Consider the following 17,726-nt stretch of genomic DNA (forward strand, 5'->3'; position numbering starts at 1 on the left):
CGGTGCCTGACCTTTTGCGAAAACATCCACTTATCCTCCTCATTGCAGTGCTGATTGCCGGCCTGCTGGTGTGGGGCTTCTGGCCGCAACCTGTCATGGTCGAAGCGACCACAGCCAAGCGCGCGCCCTTAACCATTACTGTCGAAGAAGAAGGCCGTACCCGGGTAATTGATCGCTATATTATTTCGGCGCCGGTGAATGGCGTCACCTGTCGAGTGCAACTCAATGTTGGCGACCCGGTTGAACAGGGTCAGATACTGCTGGACATTGCCCCACTGGAATCAGAAATGCTGGATCAACGCAGCCGCGCCCAAGCCAGTGCGAAAATTGCTGCCGCCGAATCCGCTTTGCGAGCCGCTAAAGAACGAGTTCGGGCTGCAGCTGCGGCAGAACAATTGGCCGCAACTGAACTGAAACGCTTGCAACCGCTCCTGGAGAAGGCGCTGATTTCACGTGACACCATCGACAAGGCCGTCGCTGACGCCAGTACCACGGCGGCGGACAAACGCTCTGCTGACTTCAATGTCGATGTGGCACGTTATGAGCTGGAAGCGGCCAAAAGTGTACTTGAATATAGCGCTGCCAGCCGTGACTCGGCTATCCGAATCCCGGTGCGTTCGCCTATCACCGGCAAGGTTCTGAAAATCGAGCAAGAATGCGCTGGCCCTGTGAGCACCGGCGAGCCACTGCTGGAGGTTGGTGATCCCGCTGCGTTGGAAATCGAAGTGGATGTGCTCTCCGCTGATGCCGTCAAAATCAAACCTGGAATGGACGTGCTGTTTGATCGTTGGGGCGGTGACCAACCATTAAAGGGAACTGTACGCATTGTTGAACCCGTCGGCTTTACCAAAGTTTCCGCCTTGGGTGTGGAAGAACAGCGTGTACTGATTATTTCAGACTTCACCTCACCTGCTACGCAATGGCAACGACTAGGCGATGGTTACCGTGTAGAGGCGTATTTTATCATTTGGCATCGGGAGGATGTGTTACAGATCCCCGCCAGCAGCCTGTTTCGGTATAAAAATGGATGGGCAGCATTTGTCATAGAGAATAATCGCGCCCAACGGCGTGAGATTAAAGTAGGGCAGCGTAACGGTTTGATTGCGCAGATTCTCGAAGGTGTCGAGGAAAGTGACGTTGTCATCAATCATCCGAGTGATGAAATTGAAGATGGAAGGCGCGTGACGGTTCATAATTACGACTAGGAAAAACAATAGCATCTGCGACAATTTATAACCGCTAGCATACTTATCCCTCGCAGACCTTTTTAATATTCAGTACTGGAATATATTGTTGCAGACAACTTCCGTATTAAGGTCTTTATTCCTTTCAACCGCTACAGTGAAGTTAGGTTTGTGTTTCGTCTATCAATTCCCATGGCGGCCTGAACTCTGGTTTTGAAGCCCTCTAATAATGGGGGCATTACCGTATCGCCCGCTTAGTAACTATTTTGGATATGATCGTCGAGGTTTATAGCCCGGAATTTCGCGGCCCTGCACAGTTTTTAGGCTATATTTGTTGAGATTTCTGATCACTCCTGAGGTTGCATTTCATGAAAGAGGACGTGTGATAGATGGAACCTATGAATATTCTGATTGCACAGATCAGGGATATTGCCCGGGGTGCTATTGAGATCTTGCCGCAGCTGTTTATATCTCTGGTAATTCTTTTCATAACTTACCTCTGTGCCAAATTGGTAAGGCATATAGTCAAAAGCATTCTCAAGAAAACAAACCTGCGCCCTAGCCTGGTTGAGCTTCTGGTTTTATTTTCTTCATTAACCATCTGGTTAATTGGAATCATGATCGCAGCGATCATAGCGTTTCCAGAGCTTACGCCTACAAAAATGCTTGCCGGGTTGGGTATAGGCTCTGTTGCCATCGGCTTTGCCTTTAAAGATATATTTGAGAATTTCCTGGCGGGAATCATCATATTGGTTCGCCGGGAGATGCGCATCGGCGACTTTGTGGCGTGTGAGGGTTACGAGGGTACGGTTGAAACGATTCTCGTGCGCGAGACGCACATTCGTAAAACAGACGGTGAGCTGGTGATTCTCCCCAACAGCATGCTGTTCAAGAACCCGCTCACCATCAGGACCGCCCTTGATCAGCGCAGAACAACCATTATTTGTGGCGTTGCGTATAGTGAAGATGTGGACGAGGCAAGATCGGTCATAAAGCAAGCGGTCACGGATTGTAAAACGGTCATCAGCGACTCCCGGCCGGTAGAAATCTTTGCCAATGAGTTTGCGGATTCATCCATCAATTTTGAAGTGACCTGGTGGACAGGTTCCAGGCCCTTGGACATCCGGGAATCACGGGATGAGGTGGTTACCGCAATCAAGTCAGCGCTGGATAAAGCGGGCATCGAAATCCCCTTCCCTTACAGAACGCTTACGTTCAAGGATTGAACTGAGGGTGGTGAGCCACATTCGATGATTTCTACGGAGTCGGGTAGCCCCACTCGGTGCTGATCGGGCATGAAGTCGGTGTAGAAGCGGTCAACATACCTGAACGAGGCTACTCTGCAGTATGAGTTCGGAGTCCACTTGCTGTGATCCGCCACCAACAGGCGGGCCCGGGTGTTGGTTATGATCGCCCGGCTCACTTCGGCCTCGCGAATGTCGTAATCCATCAGGCCGATCTTCTGATCCATTCTGCCGGTACTGATGATGCCGAAATCGGTGGTGAAGGAACTGAAGAAACTGGTAACTTCCGGCCCCACCACGTCGTGGTGGTTGTGTCGGTACTGTCCGCCAGAAACGATCACTTCGATGCCGGAGTTCCCTGAAAGCGCTGAGGCCACGCTAAAGTTGTTGGTCAAAACCCGGAGCGATTTATGATGGGTCAGCGCTTGTGCAACCAGTTCAATGGTGCTGCCTACACCAAGGCTTACGGTGACCCCTTCCGGAATATCAGCGGCTATACGCATGGCCATCTGCTGTTTGACCAGCAGATGGCGTACCTGATGGTCTTTTCTGGGCGCGGTGGCAGCGCTAGCGGGCAAGCTGACACCACCGTAACGACGGCGCAACAACCCTATCTCGCACATTTTGTTGATGTCACGGCGAATGGTTTGCGTGGTAACGCCAAAGCGCTGAGCTATGTCTTCAACTTCGACATGCTCCTGCTCATGCACCCATTCCAGGATGCTACGCTGTCGTTCTTTGGCGTTCATCAGACTCAATGCTCAATCGGTTAAAACCCTTGTTGATATCAGGCGAGGCGTGTGACGGGCTATTTCAGCCCTGATTCTGCACGCTGCCGCAGCCAGGCCTCCGCCATTTCAGCGAAGCCCAGACCCGAGCGCTGGCTGACAATCGCCGCCGGCCGGTGGGTCATGATAGGCAGGTGCTTGCGAATGTTGGCCACACCAACACTCATTGGAAAGCTGCGAAACATGCTTTCATCATTGGGTGCATCGCCAATGAAGATGGAACGCTGCTGCAGCGCCTGTGTATCCAGGCCCAGTAATTCACGCCCCACCCGCAGAGACATGGTGGATTTATCGAAATCCCCCAGCCAGATGTTGATGTGAATCGAGCTTTGCCGAACGTTGAAGCCCTGGGCAAGCAAGGCGTCGTGAATGGCCGCCACTTGTTCCGGCGTCAGCGATTGCTGCTGGTTGTAGTCCACGGCCACATCCACATAGCGGAAGGGTTGGTCGGTGGCGAGCTTGGGTTCAAAATCCAGTTTCAGCGCCGCAACAGCCTCCAATATGGTCTGCTGGTCACGGCGGTGCTTCAATTCGTCTTCCCAGTAGCGCCAGCTTACGGTCTGTGCCGCTGTGCGTTCCGCATAGAAAGCACCCCCTTCCCCAATAACGGCTCTCACCGGCCAGGTGCGTATGATCTGGTCACACCAGCCGGCGCAGCCTCCGGTTACCGGAATCACGCTGATGCCGGCCTCTGCCAGGCGACAAAGCGCGAGATACGTCTCTGGCAGCAGCCGGCCGTCGGTAGTCAGCGTATCGTCCACATCGGTGAACAGAATGTCTGCGTTACCAAACTCAATACTGTCTTTCATATTATCGGCATTCCAGTTCACATTGGGCAGCGGGCTGTTCAAGGTCAAATCACCTTTTTACGCAGAACGCTGGTCAGCGCCTCGCCCAGAATGACCAGAACAATAATGGCGAGCAGGATGGTAGCAACGGTTTGCCAGGCGAACATGTCGATAGAGCCCTGCAGTAGCACCCCGATACCCCCGGCGCCTACCAGGCCCAGTACGGTAGATTCACGGATATTGATGTCCCAGCGCAGAATAATGATGGCAAAGAATGCCGGCATTACCTGAGGCACAATGGCGTATAACACCACCTTCAATTTGCTGGCTCCGGTTGCTTCCATAGCCTCGACCGGACGGCGATCGATTTCCTCAATGGCCTCACCCATCAGCTTGCCGATGAACCCGACAGAACGGAACATAACCGCCAAAATACCGGCCAGCACACCAGGGCCAAAAATAGCCACGAACAACAGCGCCCATATGATGGTGTTCACGGAGCGGCTGGAGACCAGAATGAACCGACCAATCCACAGCGTGACTTTGTTTGGCGTTGTGTTCTGCGCCGCGATGTAAGACACCGGTAAGGCGATAAATATGGTCAACATGGTGGAGAGCGTGGCGATATGGACGGTCTCCAGCATGGCGGAGAATATCGCATTCCACTGACTGAACTCCGGTGGCCACATGCGTGCGCCCAGGCTTTGAATCTGATTGGGTGCATCCCACACCCAGGGCCAGAAGATGTCGATGTCACGCACCGCCCATACAACAGCGATAAGCGTGACCAGATAGACCCCATAGCGCGTCAGCTGTTCTTTGCGGTCATAGCGTGACCAGACTCGATCAGCCAATTTTGCAGCGTGATCTACCATACTTTTTTCCTCACCCATCCGCTCAAACCTTCACTGACCAGAATGATCGCGATAATCATCAGCAGAATGGCAAAGGCGAAATCGTAATCGTAACGTCCGAAGGCGTTCATAAGCGTGCCGCCGATACCACCAGCACCAACAATACCCACAACCGCCGAAGCGCGAAGGTTGCTGTCGAGTTGGTACATGGACAGCCCTATTTGACGCGGCATGATCTGTGGGAACACCCCATAGACCAGTATTTTCATGTAACCGGCGCCTACCGAGCGCATGGCTTCAACCTGGCCCCAATCGATCTCCTCGATTTCTTCAGCGAGCAACTTGGCCACAAATCCGATGGAGTAGAGAGTCAGAGTGAGAATGCCCGCCATTGGGCCAAACCCGACCGCAGCAACAAACAGAATGGCCACGATCACCGGATGGAAACTGCGGGATACGATAATCAGGATGCGGCCCAGCAGATACACTGGCAACGGCGCTACGTTCCTGGCGGCCATCACCGCGATGGGCACCGAGAGAAGCACGCCCAGCATGGTTGCCAAAAAGGCGATCTGGAAACTTTCCTTGAACCCCGTCCATAACAGGCCAGCACGCTCAAAGCTTGGAGGGAAAGCGCCACCAAAAATTTTGCCTGCCCGAGGCAAGCCCTCGGAAATACGCTGCCAATCGAAAGGCAGTGTTGAGAATGCCCAGTACAGGTAAACCAGGGTGATTGCGACCAGCCCATAGCGAACCCAGGGGGTTGCTATGAATGGCGGCTTTTTCCAGACCCTGCCCGACTGTGCATCGTTTGCAGTTCGGTCGGATGTCATGCCGTAGCCTCCGGGGCTGGAGATGCCTGCTGCCCTGGGTCACCACCATCTTCTTCCGGTGATTCGATACCACCGTAGATGGCGTCCAGTGCATCCTGATTGAAATCCTTGGGTTCACCGTCAAAAATCATTTGCCCATGGCGCATGCCGACAATGCGATCGGTGTACATTCGCGCCTGAGTCACGTTGTGAATGTTGATCAATACCGGCAGTGACATTTCGCTCGCAAGGCTTTGGAGCAGGCTCATGATCTGCTGCGAGGTCTTGGGGTCCAGCGAGGCCGTTGGCTCATCCGCCAGTAAGATCTGAGGTTCTTGCATCAGTGCACGCACCACCGCAACACGCTGGCGCTCGCCGCCAGACAACTGGTCTGCACGTTTATCGGCGTAGTGTGCGATGCCCACACGCTCCATGAGGCTGAAGGCGCGGTCGATATCGGATTGGGGAAAGCGGCGCGTCAAGGCCTGGAAAAATGACACATAACCCAGACGCCCGGAGAGCACGTTCTCCATAACCGTCAAACGATCGATCAGGTTAAAGCCCTGAAAAACCATACCGATGCGCCGGCGGGAATGGCGTAATTCGCTTCCGCGAAGATTGACCAACTCATGGCCGTTCAGCTTGATCGAACCCGAGGTCGGCTCGACCAACCGGTTGATGCAGCGCAGCAGAGTGCTTTTGCCTGCACCGGAAGCACCGACAATGGAAACAACACTGCTGCCCTCGACCTTCAGATTAAGGCCTTTGAGCACAGGTTCGTTTTGCCCGTACCGCTTTACGAGGTTGGTAATCTCTAACATGTGGTTCACTCCGGACAGAGCCTCTGACGGTTAGTCAGAGGCTCTTGTGCTGCTTACTTAAGATTATCGGGGGTGTACTGGACGCCATTAGAGGCTTGAATGGTACGAATGACCTTCCAGTTATCTTTGTAATTGATGGGAACGAATGATTCCACGCCTTCGAACTCATCACCCAACTCGGTGCCGGCGAACTTGAAGGTGTAAAAAGCCTCGCGGATTTTCTCAACCAGATCAGGGTGCAGGTTGTGTGCGTAGTTGTAAGACGTTGTCGGGAAACGATCCGATTCCCAGACCAGACGCACATCGTCTGTGTCGTACAGCCCACGAGCGGCCATACGCTCTACCACTTCTGAAGCCACCGGTGCGGCATCGTAGTCGCGAGCAACTACACCGAGCATGGACTGGTCGTGGCTGCCGGAGAAGGAAATTTCATAGTCTTCACCCGGTACGATGCCCATTTCCGGGAACAACGCCCTCGGTGCCTGGTTACCCGAGTTAGACGTGGGCGAGGTGTGTGCGACCCGCTTGCCTTTCAGGTCTGTTATTTCATAAATATCCGAATCGCGGTGGGTGAAAACCTGCAAGGTATAACCAAACTGACCTGAATCCGAGCCCATCAATGCAAAGGGAACCGCGCCTGCAAGATTGACCGCGAAAGGGGTGGGGCCTGTGGAAAAGCCGGCGATATGCAAACGACCACTGCGCATGGCTTCCACTTGGGCAGAGTTGGATTGCACGGCAAAGAAGCGCACGTCCCGGCCGGTAACTTCAGACAGGTGATCAATGAACGGCTGCCAGATATCAGAGTAAATGGCCGGGTCTTCAACCGGCGTGTACGCAAAAATTAACGTGTCGGGATCATTCCACTTTGATTTGTCGGTCGGCAAGTCAGCAACCATGTCGCCGTTTTCGTCGCAATACAGATCGGCAAGCGCGCCGCGTTCGCAGTCAGCCAGTGCCTGGCCACTGAAACCTGACATTAAAAACGATGCCGCCAAGGCAGCAGACGGCAATACACCGGGAAGCATTTTTTTATAGAAATTCATTGTGATTCTCCGTCGGGAGCGGTCCATGGGTTTGTTCTTGCCTGATGTTCAATTGAACATTAATAGTAGCAGCTACCGATCAACAGGCAAGACCATGAATGCCTGAGAAACGACAAAAAATGGAGTGTATGGCTTGGGCGCGTTTGTGGAGGCCGGGCCGCCCGCCTCGCTATGCGAGACGTGGCGGCTGTCAGCGGAAACTAGTGGGCGATGATCATCGGGTGCCTGATGACCCTGTCTCAACGGCATTTGCCAGCATCTCGGCGGTAATGGCCGACAGGGTCCAGCCCAAGTGGCCATGGCCGGTGTTATAGAACACGGTGGGCAGACTGCCCGCCCCTACTCGCGGCATCATATTGGGCAGCATGGGGCGCAACCCCGCCCATGGCACAACGCGCCGGGTGCAGACCCCCGGGAAGCATTGCTCTACCCAACGGGTAAGCGGGCGAATCCGGTCATCCCGGATATTGCGGTTGTACCCGTTGAATTCCGCAGTGCCGGCAACCCGGAAACGGGTATCACCCAGCCGGCTGGTTACCAGCTTGGTGGCATCGTCCAGCAGGCTGACGGTCGGCGCAGCTTTTTGAGAGGCCTCGTCGTCCAGCTCAACGGTAATGGAATAGCCCTTCACCGGATAGATATTGACCCGGTCTCCCAGCTTCGCCGCCAGCGCACGGCTGCCAACGCCTGCACAAATCACTACGCCATCGAAGGTTTCGCGGGTTTGCTGCTCGTCGTCAAACGACGTTACCCACGCATTGGATTGGTCCGCACTCAATTCGGTCACCGTGTGTCCGTAGCACGTTTTCACTCCAAGACGCACAATCGCCTCTGCCAAACCGTTGGTGAACTTGTGGATATCACCGGTTGAATCGCTCTCGGTGAAAAAGCCACCGTAGTAAGTGCCGGCCAAGGTGGGTTCGATCGCACGCATTTCTTCGGGAGTGACGGCCCGGCGCTCCAGACCTCCGGCGGACAGCAGTCTCGATACCTTTGCAGCGTGATCGAAACCGGCTTTGTCGCGATAAATGTGCAAAATACCCCGCTTCTTGAGGTCGAAATCAATACCTTCTTCTTGTGCCCATTCAAAGAGATAGTCACGGGCAGCAATCGCCAGGCGAGCGGTTTCGGTGGTGTTTTTTTCGTACTGGGGCATTGCGGCACAAAACTCGGCGAACCAGCTCAGCTTGTGCCAGGAGGGCTTGGGGTTCACCAGCAACGGGGCGTCACTGTGGAACATCCACTTGATGCCCTTGGCTATGGTCTGCCAGTTATTCCAGACTTCGGCATTGGAGGCCGACAACTGGCCACCGTTGGCGAAGGAGGTTTCCATCGCCGCGTAGCGGTGCTTCTCGTAAACGGTCACATCCATGCCACGCTTGGCCAGGGTGTATGCGGTTGTGATACCGGTAATGCCGCCGCCAATAACTGCAATTCGCTTCATAGCAATCTCCAAGGAGCGTCCAGGGTTTCCTCTCTACGCACAGTGGTAGAAAGCACCCCTTCCGTCACGGGACCTGAGAGATTCACGCACCGGTTCAAAGAAAACGGCCGCTTGCTCCTTCGGTGTGCCGACTAACGCAGTGGTCGACAGCTCTTCGGAAAGTCGTCATGTTAGCGGTCCGTTTGCCTGAGAGTTTCCGGGGCAGTTGCTCCTTCGGCGCCGATCACACAGCTATGCGATTCAGTCTCTCCCGCTAACACGTTGGATTTGCAATTAATCCTATCCTGCTTCGCAACATAGCAAATAATTCAGCTTTACAACATATCCCTGCCATTGATTCCTGCCTTGGGTCTGGTTTTTTCTGGTCACAATATGTGGAATCAACTGGCCAACCCCCTGAGAATCTCTTCGCACACCTGATCCTGGGTTTTGTTCTCACCCTGAACAATCAGATCGGCGTAGCGGGTATATAGCACTCGCCGCTCAGCAAACAGGTCGTCCAGTGTTTGGTCGGGATGTTTGGAAATGCCTCTCAGGCTGAAATCACCAATGCGCTGGCGCACGGTTGCCAGGGAAATATCCAGAAACACGATCACACTGTTGCTCTTGAGTTGCTGCATCGCCCGCTCACTGTAAACGGCGCTCCCGCCGGTCGCAATAACGTGGCCTGTCACATCCAGATCGCACAAAACCTGCTCCTCAACACGCCGCAAAGCCTCGTAGCCGTAACCATCAACAATGTTCTGCAAGCTTTCGCCCGAGTGTGATTGAATCAACAGATCTGTATCCACAAAAGCCAGCGCGGCAGCCTTGGCCAGCACAACGCCCACGGTGCTCTTGCCTGAGCCAGGCATACCGATCAACACAATATTGCTCAGCGGCGACTGCATAGTGTGTACCTTCCCTGCGCTGTGGTTTATGGTTCTGTCGAGATGACGATAACCATCCTAGCGAACTGCACCGCACTGAGGGAAACATTCATGAGCCAGAACACCGGCAACACAAGCAAGGTGGACAAACTGCTGGCTGAGCAGCGTGATTATATCGCGAAGCGCGAAAGCGGTTATCGTGAGCGTGCGCTGAAACTCTACCCCTGGGTGTGCGGGCGTTGTGCCCGTGAGTTTACCCGCGTTAATTTGCGAGAGCTTACCGTGCATCATGTTGACCACGACCACGATAACAACCCTGCAGATGGCAGTAACTGGGAGCTATTGTGTGTGTACTGTCACGATGAGGAGCACAGCAAGTTTGAGGATTTCGTGCGCTACGGAGGCAGCTCCGAAAAACGGCGGGAAGCCGCTACGCACAACCCGTTTGCAGGCCTTAAGGAAGCGCTTGAGAAAAAAAATTGACCCATGGCCGGATCAAGTTCTTCTGACGATCCTCTTATGAGCTTGTGTTGGCAAGAAAACCTGGTGGGCTTTGCATATCACCCCGCCAAAACCTGAGTATGTGGCCCTTAAAAGGCTTTTCCAGATAGTCGGTATGCTCCGGCTTCTCTTGTGAAAAGCTGAACCCGTGGGTTTCCATCCGCCGGCTGAATTTGTTTTTTCTGCCCCGCCCCGGGTCGACCAGAATAACTTCACAGGTCGAGTTGGAGTGTTTGTGGATGAAGTCTGCCAACAGGTTTATGTGCTCGTCTTCATATAACAGGTCGCTGCCAATGATAATGTCGAACAAACCGAGATCACTGGCGTCATCCGCCCAATCAATCCGCTGGTAACCGATGGCCTTGCCATGGTTGAGCTGGGTATTTCGCTCCAGAAAAACGGCCACTTCCGGATGATAATCGGTCGCCGTAATATCGTCGTTTCGCTGGTTCAACAGCAGGCTGGACAGCGCCATCCCGCAGCCAATTTCCAGGATTCTCTTTCCCGCCGTCTGATGATTCCCAATGTAATGGGCAAGTACCAGGCTGGAAGGCCAGATAACGCCGAACAGCGGCCAGGTCGCGGATGAAATGCCTAGCTTGAGGGCGATGTCGTCTGGATCATCGAATTGCTGATTGTCACGCAGAGTGCAAACGTGAATGTCCACGTTGCCGAACTCAATGGTTTGATAGCGAAGGCGCAGGGTTGATTTCATTGCTTCGCCAAATCCTCAAGAAAATCCTGAATCCGCTCGGCGTTTATACCAAGGTCGCTCTTCCCTACTCTCGATGCGGATCGCATGTCGACCTGCACACCGTTCGGGGTTTCTGTCATGCGAATCGCCACGTCATCTTTAAAGCCGAACCAGCGGGTGGTCGCTGTGGCTTCGAGGGTGTTTCCGGTGGATCCGGCAATCTCCCAACCGCGGGCTTGTACGGTCGCTTTCGCGGCGTCCATTGCGCGAGGCATCGGCATGTTCAGGGTAATGGGCTTTAGGTGCGGATAAGCCATCTGTTGCTGGCGTGCGGTTTCCGCTCCCGGATAATCCACGGCGTTGGGTGCCTCATCACGGGCGGAAGCCAGCAATGTGAAAACGGGAGGGTTTTCCATATCAGTGGTAATGTCATGAATAGGCGGTACGCTCTGGGCGCGCTGTTTCATTTGCATGGGCAGGGCGACCACCGCTACTACAGCCAAGATTACCAGCGCCCCTACAAGTGCCGGGCGCCATCTGCGAAGTACACCGGCAAGTACAAGAGTTATCAGCCCAAGCGCTGCGGCACCCATTGCCAGTTGCGCACCCTGGCGCAGCCATGTGAAAGATGTTCCCAGTCCAATCAACTCAGCCTTGTAGGCTGGCCCGGCCGCAGCCATCATCACGCCTGCGACAACCAGTAAAATTACGCCGAGCCAGGCGGTAATCAGCGGCCAATTTCCGCCACGGCGAGGCGAGTGTGTTTTTGACAGCATTCCAATTCCTTTTTTTAGCTGGTGTGGTTTGGATAAGGATAGCAAATCTGCAGTGCAACAGTTACGTGGCCTTACCTTAGCCCGATCACTTTGGTTTTGGTATGCTGGGCGTATACACCTCTCACAGGAGCAAGGTTATGGCTGGTGGCTGGGCCCGCGATGGGGCCGTTCAGGATCAGATTGATGCAAGTGTGGAGGATGCTGTAGCCGAAGCTCGTAGCAGGCTGGGCCGGGGCGAGAGCGCGGAATTCTGCGAAGAATGCGACTGCCCTATTCCAGAGGCCCGGCGCAAAGCCATTCCGGGTGTGCGTCTGTGCGTGAATTGTCAGGCGACTCTGGAAAAGCAGGAAACGGCTTCCGGCGGTATTAACCGCCGGGGCAGTAAGGACAGTCAGCTCAGGTAACCGGTCGCTAAGCGCCCGGTTAAAGGTCTACGGTTTCCCCGACATCGCTTTTGGCCGCCAGCACCCTCACCCGTTCGAAGTCTTCTTCACTGAATACGCCGTTCACGCCGGAGATGGCGGCCAGTGTCATGCCGTGTTTCAGGCCCAGCTTATAAATATCTCGCACTTTTTCCCACTCGATGTTTCGGCCAAGTGTGAAATTCTCGAACCGCCCTTCCAGCGCCAACACGATGGTTTCTGCCAGACAGGCATAGACAACACCGTCAGGCAGGCCGATGTTTTTCATGTGTACATGATTGCCCGGCAACTGAACCTCTCCGGATTCAATTACCAGCACATCGGGGCGTTTGGCCACATCTTCTGCTGATATATCCAGTGGGCGCGCCACATCCGTGATCACACAGCCAGGCTTTACCCTGGTGATATCCAGAATTCGTTTGCCCGCTCCGGAGGTGGCCGTGACGATCATGTCCATGTCTTCGATATCGCGATCGGCCGAGCCTGCCACATGCACGATGGCGCCCGGGGTTTCCTGTTCAATGCTTTCTTTCAGCGCCAGCAGTTTGGCGGGCTCTGGCGCAGCCAGGTAAATCTCATCCACCGCTTTGGCGAGCAGGCGTGCGCACACTGATCCAATGGCACCCGTTGCACCCACAACCATAGCTTTACCGGCCATTTTTCCGCTTTCACCAATTTTAGCGCGGCCTATCCTCTTCACCGCATCCTTGGCGGCCCACAGCGCACCGGAGGCACTGTAGCTGTTGCCTGTGGTAATGGGGAGCGGCGCCCGTTTGGCAACGGTAATGCCGGCATCTCCCACCACTTTGGTGAAGGCACCCAGGCCCATGATCTGTGCCCCCAGCTTTTTCGCAAGGTTGGCGGCGGCCAGTAACCGGGTGTAGGTAAATTCGGGATCGTGAGCCATGATTTCCTTGGGCGTGCCGCCTACGGTAATCAACCAGCCTTCCACTTCGTCCCCTGTGGGCGATTTGATGCCGGTGACTTTGGAATAGATAAACGGCGGCGCGTAAGCCACGGCCTTTTCCACCAGGTTCATCACCATGGGCGGTGACACACTGGCAACCCAGTCCAGCGGTCGCGTCTTGGTGAGATATTGCTGAGACAGCGGGTGAATCACGAAGGCAAAGCGGTTTATCCGGCGATAGCCGTTCGGGTAAAGAATCCGGGGCTCGATACCCAGGGTCTGGATCACACCAAGATAATCATCTGCACCCAGTTGCTCCGGGGCACGTGAGAGCGCCGCGCTGATCATGGCTTCCATCACATTCACACCCACGGGACGGCCTTCCAGCCACGGGCTGTAATCCACCACCATGGCCACCTTGCGGGAGCGCATCCAGTCCATAGCCTCTTCCGATACGCGGGAGGTGATAACGGTTTTGCCATCCAGCTCCTTGTTCGTGAAGTTTGCCAGATCGCCCATGTGGGCAACGATTACATGGGCATCTTTCACAGCCTGATGCAGGGAGCCCTTGATTAACCCTTCTCCAAGGCGATACAGCGGCGTGCGGAGCACAGTTTCAACTGTCTTCACGGCTGACGGGCGAAACATGATCGGCGCGGTTAGCGAACTGTAGGTTTCAAGCTGTTTGAGCGAGGTAAGCAGCCTTGGCACGCCAAAATCCATATAAGGGTCGGCGAAAAACAGGTTGTCCGTATGCTCGGAAAGCGCTTTGGCCACCCGATACCCTGCCTGCCCGTTCAGGAAGAGTACCCGGGCGTTATCAAAGAAATGCCCCAACTCTGACTGGGTCTGGCGTACCGCCCACTCCTGAAGAATGCCCCGCAAGCCTGATCCGCTGGTTATCGGCTTGTCTGGAATACAGGCTTCAAGCTTGGCAGTATCCGGGTGTTCCAGCTTCACAGAGCCAACCTGGTAATGATCGGAGACCATGCTGAGGCCGAAGGCATCTGCTCGCTCATGATACGTTTTCAGCAGCGCAACAGCGCGCGCGAGATCCCCGTCGGTACCGGCGCGAATAACCCGGAAGGCATGTCCCAGAAACTCCGTTTCCAGATCGTAATCGTATTCGGATGAGCCTTGGCTTACGCTGATTACCGTTTTCATACCCGGTTTTTGTCCTTGAGGTGCCGTCGTTTTAACAAGCGTAAGCCAATGCTCTCATGATTGCCTTAGCTCAGATCAAATTATGACCACATCACGCCAGCAGCATCGACTGAACAGACTACACTGGTGGGATAACACAACCGCAATAGCCATGACACACACCCTTTGAAAGGAGCCGCCATGAGCATTCAAAACGAATTGCTTGCAACGATTCAGGATCTTGTTCAACCCGGCAAGGGCATTCTCGCTGCTGACGAAAGCCACCCCACCATCGCAAAGCGCTTCAAGGCGGTTGGTGTGGAGTCCACGGAGGATAAGCGCCGGGAATATCGCAGCCTGATCTTCTCCACACCCGGCCTTGGAGAATTCGTAAGCGGGGTGATTCTTTTTGAGGAAACCCTTGGCCAGAACAGCCTGGATAACGTGTCAATTCCCAAGCTGCTGGAAAGCCAGGGCATTGTGCCGGGCATTAAAGTCGACAAAGGGAAGAAGCCCCTGGTCCATGCGCCGGGGGATGAAATAACCTATGGCCTGGACGGCCTGGACGACCGGCTGGAAATCTACAAGAGCCAGGGCGCCCGTTTCGCCAAGTGGCGTGCTGTGTACAACATCTCCAACACCCTGCCCTCACGCCAGGCGGTGGAAGCCAACGCTGAAGTGCTGGCCCGCTACGCCGCACTCTGCCAGGCCGCAGGCATTGTACCTATTGTGGAGCCAGAGGTACTGATTGATGGTGATCACAGCATCGAGCGCGCTGCAGAAGTGAACGAAGCGGTGATTGCGGAGGTGTTCAGCGCCCTTCGCCGCCACCGTGTGCAACTGGAAGCCATAATTCTTAAGCCCAGCATGGTAACGCCCGGCAAAGAGTGTGTGAAGGCTTCTCCGGAACAAGTGGCCGAAGCCACGTTGCGGGTATTCCGCAGAGTTGTGCCTGCGGCTGTTCCGGGTATCAACTTTTTATCCGGTGGGCAGACTCCTGAAGAAGCCACCCTGAACCTGAGCGCCATGAACAGCCTCGGCCAGCAACCTTGGTATCTGAGCTTTTCTTACGGCCGTGCCCTGCAGGAACCGGCCCAGAAGGCCTGGGCGGGCGAACTGGACAACGGAAGCGCTGTCCAGACAGCCTTACTCAAACGGGCTCGCCTAAACGGCGCGGCCACCTCTGGAGCCTACAAAGAGGATATGGAAGGCTGATATCAGTCACAGCCAGCCGTGCAGCCACCGTCGCCGTTGAAGGCGATGGTGCGCCCACTCAAAGGCACGTGCATTGGAACTTTTACCAGATCCCTGAACAAGGCCGTTTTCGTGCCCTGCTTCAGCTTTCCGGCGGATGTGGCCGGCTCATTGGCATGGGAGGCAATGACGGCTTTCGGATCGATCAGATCATTGATTACGTAAGCCGCCTCTTTGGGCCCGGTGGTGTAATTGTCACCAATATTCATCACCACCAGCTCAGCCCCGTAGTGATCGTTCACCACCAGCTTCTGCTCGGCCGTAATCCCGGTATCCCCGGAGAGATAAACCACCAGGCCATTTGAAAAAGTCAGTACGTAGCCGGTCGGCGGCCCGACACTCGCGCCAACGCCTGCGGTTTTCAGGTATTCCGCCAGCGGGCCGGTGAGGAACGCAGGTGAAACCCCGTTACTGTGTACCGCCGGCACGGTGGTGATAGCCACACCACCGACGTCCAGCTCTGCACCGAAGCGTATTAACATGGAGTTGGCTGAGTCGCCGCCGGCAGCTTCAAGTTTGGCGGCAAAAAATGCCGGCATCTCGCTGCCGGTAACGACCTTTGCCTGTTTTTTTACCGCTATGTCCACGGTGTTGGATTGCGGCAGAGTGACCACCGGGAATTCCGGCCCGCCGCAGTTACCGGCGTTGGTTTCCTTGATACGGCGATCACCCAAGTGGTCGCCGTGCATATGCGATACCAGTATCACGTCAATATTACCGAGGCGAGGATCATCCGGGCCAGCTACGGTGCGGCCAGCATCGTAAAGAATGCGGGTGCCGTTGGGATCTTCAAACACCATGGCCCGATCCAGAGCGCAGAACTCGCCATCATGGCTTCCCAAAGGCGTGACCTTTACATCACCCTCTGCAGCGCCCGCTCCGGACACCAACCCCAGCGACAGGCAAACTCCGCCAACGAGTCCTTTCATGGCCCCGATTTCCGTTTTTTTGGACATTAGAGATCTCTCCTTTGTGGTTTTGTTTTTACGAACCACAATAATTACGAACACATGACAGCTCTGTACCAGTGTAGTTCGCAATCAGGAAGATCAAGAGAGAGGTCATCAAAACAGGGAGATTCAGGCCGCCCGCACGGCGCTCCGTGATAGGGGAATAGCTTGTTCGAGGCAGGCGAGCATCGGTGCCACTTCCCGGATTTTTCGAGCATCCTGCCAGATGGTCTCAGCCTCCGGAAAACCTTGCCGCAGGAAATTCATCCACTGCTTGATGCGACCGGTTACGTACTTGTCTTCAAGCCACCCTTGCAGCACTTCCGCATATTCCCGAACCAACGCAACCGCCTCTGGCCAAGTCATGTCTGCGACTTCAACACCTTGCTGGCTGGCTTTGATTTTGCGAGCCAGATCCGGCCTCGCGATCAGGCCCCGGCCGATCATCACATCCTCACAACCGGAAACTTCACGGCAACGCCAATAATCCGCAAGGGTCCAGATTTCGCCGTTGGCAATCACTTTGGCCTTCACCGCTTCCCGCGCCTTGGCAATCTCTTCCCAGTACGCCGGCGGTTTATAGCCATCCACCTTACTGCGCGCATGAATAACGATCTCCTGTGCCCCGGCGGCTTCCAGCGCCTGAGCACAGGCCACACCCATGGAGCGATCGTCGTACCCCAGGCGCATTTTGGCGGTAACCGGAATCCCCACGGGGACAGCCTTGCGAACCGCCGCTGCAATCTCATGCATCAACTCCGGCTCACGCATCAGCACACAACCACCTTTGTGCTTGTTCACTGTTTTGGCAGGACAACCGAAATTGATATCCACTTGAGTAGCGCCCAATTCCGCTGCTTTAAGCCCATGCCGGCCCATTTGTTCCGGGTCTGAACCCAGCAGCTGAACAGCCACCGGTGTACCCACCTGGGTGAGGGACTGGTTATAGAGTTCGGGCGCGTATTTGTAAAAAATCCGGGGTGGCAGCATGCCGTGGGTCACGCGAATGAACTCGGTTACGCACCGGTCTATACCGCCGACTTTGGTCAGGGTTTCACGGATGGGTGCGTCGACCAGCCCTTCCATCGGGGCAAGGATGATTCGCATGAGGGCTCCAGAGGCTGAAAGAGAAAATCAGGATACAGCTGATCAAAAATCAGGCGGAGCGGATTGTAAGGAATTTGGCGGGAAGTTGGTAGCCGTGCACTCCCTTATGGGCGTGCACGGCC

Annotated in this window: 18 protein-coding genes and 1 riboswitch; of the genes, 5 read left to right on the forward strand and 13 right to left on the reverse strand. The window is 55.0% G+C overall.

What is annotated here, in order from left to right:
* Positions 1 to 2 precede the first annotated feature (2 nt).
* Positions 3 to 1,205, forward strand: a complete 1,203-nt coding sequence (locus ACN0V1_RS08295; protein WP_417544544.1) for an efflux RND transporter periplasmic adaptor subunit — start codon at positions 3 to 5, stop codon at positions 1,203 to 1,205.
* Between the two features lie 368 nt (positions 1,206 to 1,573).
* Positions 1,574 to 2,410 carry a mechanosensitive ion channel family protein gene (locus ACN0V1_RS08300; protein ID WP_417544545.1) on the forward strand — a complete coding sequence of 279 codons (837 nt, stop codon included), beginning with the start codon at positions 1,574 to 1,576 and terminating at the stop codon, positions 2,408 to 2,410.
* Here ACN0V1_RS08300 and ACN0V1_RS08305 read toward each other — a convergent pair.
* The 8 genes from ACN0V1_RS08305 to ACN0V1_RS08340 all read right to left on the reverse strand — a co-directional run bounded on the left by ACN0V1_RS08305 (position 2,383) and on the right by ACN0V1_RS08340 (position 9,871).
* On the reverse strand, positions 2,383 to 3,177 hold the full coding sequence (locus ACN0V1_RS08305) for a DeoR/GlpR family DNA-binding transcription regulator (RefSeq protein ID WP_417544546.1): 795 nt from the start codon (positions 3,175 to 3,177) through the stop codon (positions 2,383 to 2,385). The genes ACN0V1_RS08300 and ACN0V1_RS08305 overlap by 28 nt on opposite strands.
* Before the next feature lie 59 nt (positions 3,178 to 3,236).
* Positions 3,237 to 4,067, reverse strand: coding sequence for an HAD-IIB family hydrolase (locus tag ACN0V1_RS08310; RefSeq protein WP_417544547.1), 831 nt, complete (start codon positions 4,065 to 4,067; stop codon positions 3,237 to 3,239).
* Between the two features lie 2 nt (positions 4,068 to 4,069).
* Entirely contained in the window at positions 4,070 to 4,897 is an 828-nt protein-coding gene (gene phnE, locus ACN0V1_RS08315) for a phosphonate ABC transporter, permease protein PhnE (RefSeq protein ID WP_417544548.1), read from the reverse strand.
* Positions 4,873 to 5,691, reverse strand: coding sequence for a phosphonate ABC transporter, permease protein PhnE (phnE, locus tag ACN0V1_RS08320; protein ID WP_417544549.1), 819 nt, complete (start codon positions 5,689 to 5,691; stop codon positions 4,873 to 4,875). Before phnE (ACN0V1_RS08320) ends, phnE (ACN0V1_RS08315) begins: the two co-directional genes overlap by 25 nt.
* Entirely contained in the window at positions 5,688 to 6,491 is an 804-nt protein-coding gene (gene phnC, locus ACN0V1_RS08325; RefSeq protein ID WP_417544550.1) for a phosphonate ABC transporter ATP-binding protein, read from the reverse strand. Before phnC ends, phnE (ACN0V1_RS08320) begins: the two co-directional genes overlap by 4 nt.
* 53 nt (positions 6,492 to 6,544) lie before the next feature.
* The gene (gene phnD / locus ACN0V1_RS08330) at positions 6,545 to 7,537 is read right to left on the reverse strand and encodes a phosphate/phosphite/phosphonate ABC transporter substrate-binding protein (protein ID WP_417544551.1); all 993 of its coding nucleotides are present in this window, start codon (positions 7,535 to 7,537) and stop codon (positions 6,545 to 6,547) included.
* 214 nt (positions 7,538 to 7,751) lie between these two features.
* A complete protein-coding gene (locus tag ACN0V1_RS08335; RefSeq protein WP_417544552.1) occupies positions 7,752 to 8,981 on the reverse strand; it encodes a D-amino acid dehydrogenase in 1,230 nt (409 codons plus the stop codon).
* A 164-nt stretch (positions 8,982 to 9,145) separates the two neighbouring features.
* Positions 9,146 to 9,244: riboswitch (glycine riboswitch) on the reverse strand.
* Positions 9,245 to 9,361: 117 nt separating this feature from the next.
* Positions 9,362 to 9,871, reverse strand: coding sequence for a shikimate kinase (locus tag ACN0V1_RS08340; protein WP_417544553.1), 510 nt, complete (start codon positions 9,869 to 9,871; stop codon positions 9,362 to 9,364).
* Between the two features lie 90 nt (positions 9,872 to 9,961).
* On the opposite strand from ACN0V1_RS08340, the gene ACN0V1_RS08345 reads away from it, so the two are divergent.
* Entirely contained in the window at positions 9,962 to 10,333 is a 372-nt protein-coding gene (locus ACN0V1_RS08345; protein WP_417544554.1) for a YajD family HNH nuclease, read from the forward strand.
* Between the two features lie 34 nt (positions 10,334 to 10,367).
* Here the strand turns inward: ACN0V1_RS08345 and ACN0V1_RS08350 are convergent, their stop codons facing one another.
* Together ACN0V1_RS08350 and ACN0V1_RS08355 are read right to left on the reverse strand one after the other, a co-directional pair.
* The gene (locus tag ACN0V1_RS08350; protein ID WP_417544555.1) at positions 10,368 to 11,066 is read right to left on the reverse strand and encodes a class I SAM-dependent methyltransferase; all 699 of its coding nucleotides are present in this window, start codon (positions 11,064 to 11,066) and stop codon (positions 10,368 to 10,370) included.
* Positions 11,063 to 11,821 carry a DUF1499 domain-containing protein gene (locus ACN0V1_RS08355; protein WP_417544556.1) on the reverse strand — a complete coding sequence of 253 codons (759 nt, stop codon included), beginning with the start codon at positions 11,819 to 11,821 and terminating at the stop codon, positions 11,063 to 11,065. Before ACN0V1_RS08355 ends, ACN0V1_RS08350 begins: the two co-directional genes overlap by 4 nt.
* Before the next feature lie 137 nt (positions 11,822 to 11,958).
* Here ACN0V1_RS08355 and ACN0V1_RS08360 point away from each other — a divergent pair, with 137 nt between their 5' ends.
* Positions 11,959 to 12,225, forward strand: coding sequence for a DksA/TraR family C4-type zinc finger protein (locus ACN0V1_RS08360; RefSeq protein WP_417544557.1), 267 nt, complete (start codon positions 11,959 to 11,961; stop codon positions 12,223 to 12,225).
* 19 nt (positions 12,226 to 12,244) lie between these two features.
* On the opposite strand, the gene ACN0V1_RS08365 is transcribed toward ACN0V1_RS08360, so the two are convergent.
* Positions 12,245 to 14,314, reverse strand: coding sequence for a dehydrogenase (locus tag ACN0V1_RS08365; protein WP_417544558.1), 2,070 nt, complete (start codon positions 14,312 to 14,314; stop codon positions 12,245 to 12,247).
* Positions 14,315 to 14,494: 180 nt separating this feature from the next.
* Between ACN0V1_RS08365 and ACN0V1_RS08370 the strand changes: the two genes are divergently transcribed.
* On the forward strand, positions 14,495 to 15,508 hold the full coding sequence (locus ACN0V1_RS08370; protein ID WP_417544559.1) for a class I fructose-bisphosphate aldolase: 1,014 nt from the start codon (positions 14,495 to 14,497) through the stop codon (positions 15,506 to 15,508).
* Positions 15,509 to 15,510: 2 nt separating this feature from the next.
* On the opposite strand, the gene ACN0V1_RS08375 is transcribed toward ACN0V1_RS08370, so the two are convergent.
* Together ACN0V1_RS08375 and ACN0V1_RS08380 are read right to left on the reverse strand one after the other, a co-directional pair.
* Positions 15,511 to 16,503: an MBL fold metallo-hydrolase gene (locus tag ACN0V1_RS08375; protein ID WP_417544560.1), complete on the reverse strand. Its 993-nt coding sequence runs from the start codon at positions 16,501 to 16,503 to the stop codon at positions 15,511 to 15,513.
* Between the two features lie 123 nt (positions 16,504 to 16,626).
* Positions 16,627 to 17,604, reverse strand: coding sequence for a tRNA dihydrouridine synthase (locus ACN0V1_RS08380; RefSeq protein ID WP_417544561.1), 978 nt, complete (start codon positions 17,602 to 17,604; stop codon positions 16,627 to 16,629).
* Positions 17,605 to 17,726 lie beyond the last annotated feature (122 nt).

The organism is Marinobacter sp. (assembly GCF_048266785.1).
GTDB lineage: Bacteria > Pseudomonadota > Gammaproteobacteria > Pseudomonadales > Oleiphilaceae > Marinobacter.

Coding starts and splice junctions, on each gene's coding strand:
- ACN0V1_RS08300 (WP_417544545.1), top strand. CDS start 1,574: ATGGAACCTATGAATATTCTGATTGCACAGATCAGGGATATTGCCCGG.
- ACN0V1_RS08305 (WP_417544546.1), bottom strand. CDS start 3,177: ATGAACGCCAAAGAACGACAGCGTAGCATCCTGGAATGGGTGCATGAG.
- ACN0V1_RS08350 (WP_417544555.1), bottom strand. CDS start 11,066: ATGAAATCAACCCTGCGCCTTCGCTATCAAACCATTGAGTTCGGCAAC.
- phnC (WP_417544550.1), bottom strand. CDS start 6,491: ATGTTAGAGATTACCAACCTCGTAAAGCGGTACGGGCAAAACGAACCT.
- ACN0V1_RS08370 (WP_417544559.1), top strand. CDS start 14,495: ATGAGCATTCAAAACGAATTGCTTGCAACGATTCAGGATCTTGTTCAA.
- ACN0V1_RS08375 (WP_417544560.1), bottom strand. CDS start 16,503: ATGTCCAAAAAAACGGAAATCGGGGCCATGAAAGGACTCGTTGGCGGA.
- ACN0V1_RS08345 (WP_417544554.1), top strand. CDS start 9,962: ATGAGCCAGAACACCGGCAACACAAGCAAGGTGGACAAACTGCTGGCT.
- ACN0V1_RS08355 (WP_417544556.1), bottom strand. CDS start 11,821: ATGCTGTCAAAAACACACTCGCCTCGCCGTGGCGGAAATTGGCCGCTG.
- ACN0V1_RS08360 (WP_417544557.1), top strand. CDS start 11,959: ATGGCTGGTGGCTGGGCCCGCGATGGGGCCGTTCAGGATCAGATTGAT.
- ACN0V1_RS08340 (WP_417544553.1), bottom strand. CDS start 9,871: ATGCAGTCGCCGCTGAGCAATATTGTGTTGATCGGTATGCCTGGCTCA.
- phnE (WP_417544548.1), bottom strand. CDS start 4,897: ATGGGTGAGGAAAAAAGTATGGTAGATCACGCTGCAAAATTGGCTGAT.
- ACN0V1_RS08335 (WP_417544552.1), bottom strand. CDS start 8,981: ATGAAGCGAATTGCAGTTATTGGCGGCGGCATTACCGGTATCACAACC.
- ACN0V1_RS08380 (WP_417544561.1), bottom strand. CDS start 17,604: ATGCGAATCATCCTTGCCCCGATGGAAGGGCTGGTCGACGCACCCATC.
- ACN0V1_RS08365 (WP_417544558.1), bottom strand. CDS start 14,314: ATGAAAACGGTAATCAGCGTAAGCCAAGGCTCATCCGAATACGATTAC.
- phnE (WP_417544549.1), bottom strand. CDS start 5,691: ATGACATCCGACCGAACTGCAAACGATGCACAGTCGGGCAGGGTCTGG.
- phnD (WP_417544551.1), bottom strand. CDS start 7,537: ATGAATTTCTATAAAAAAATGCTTCCCGGTGTATTGCCGTCTGCTGCC.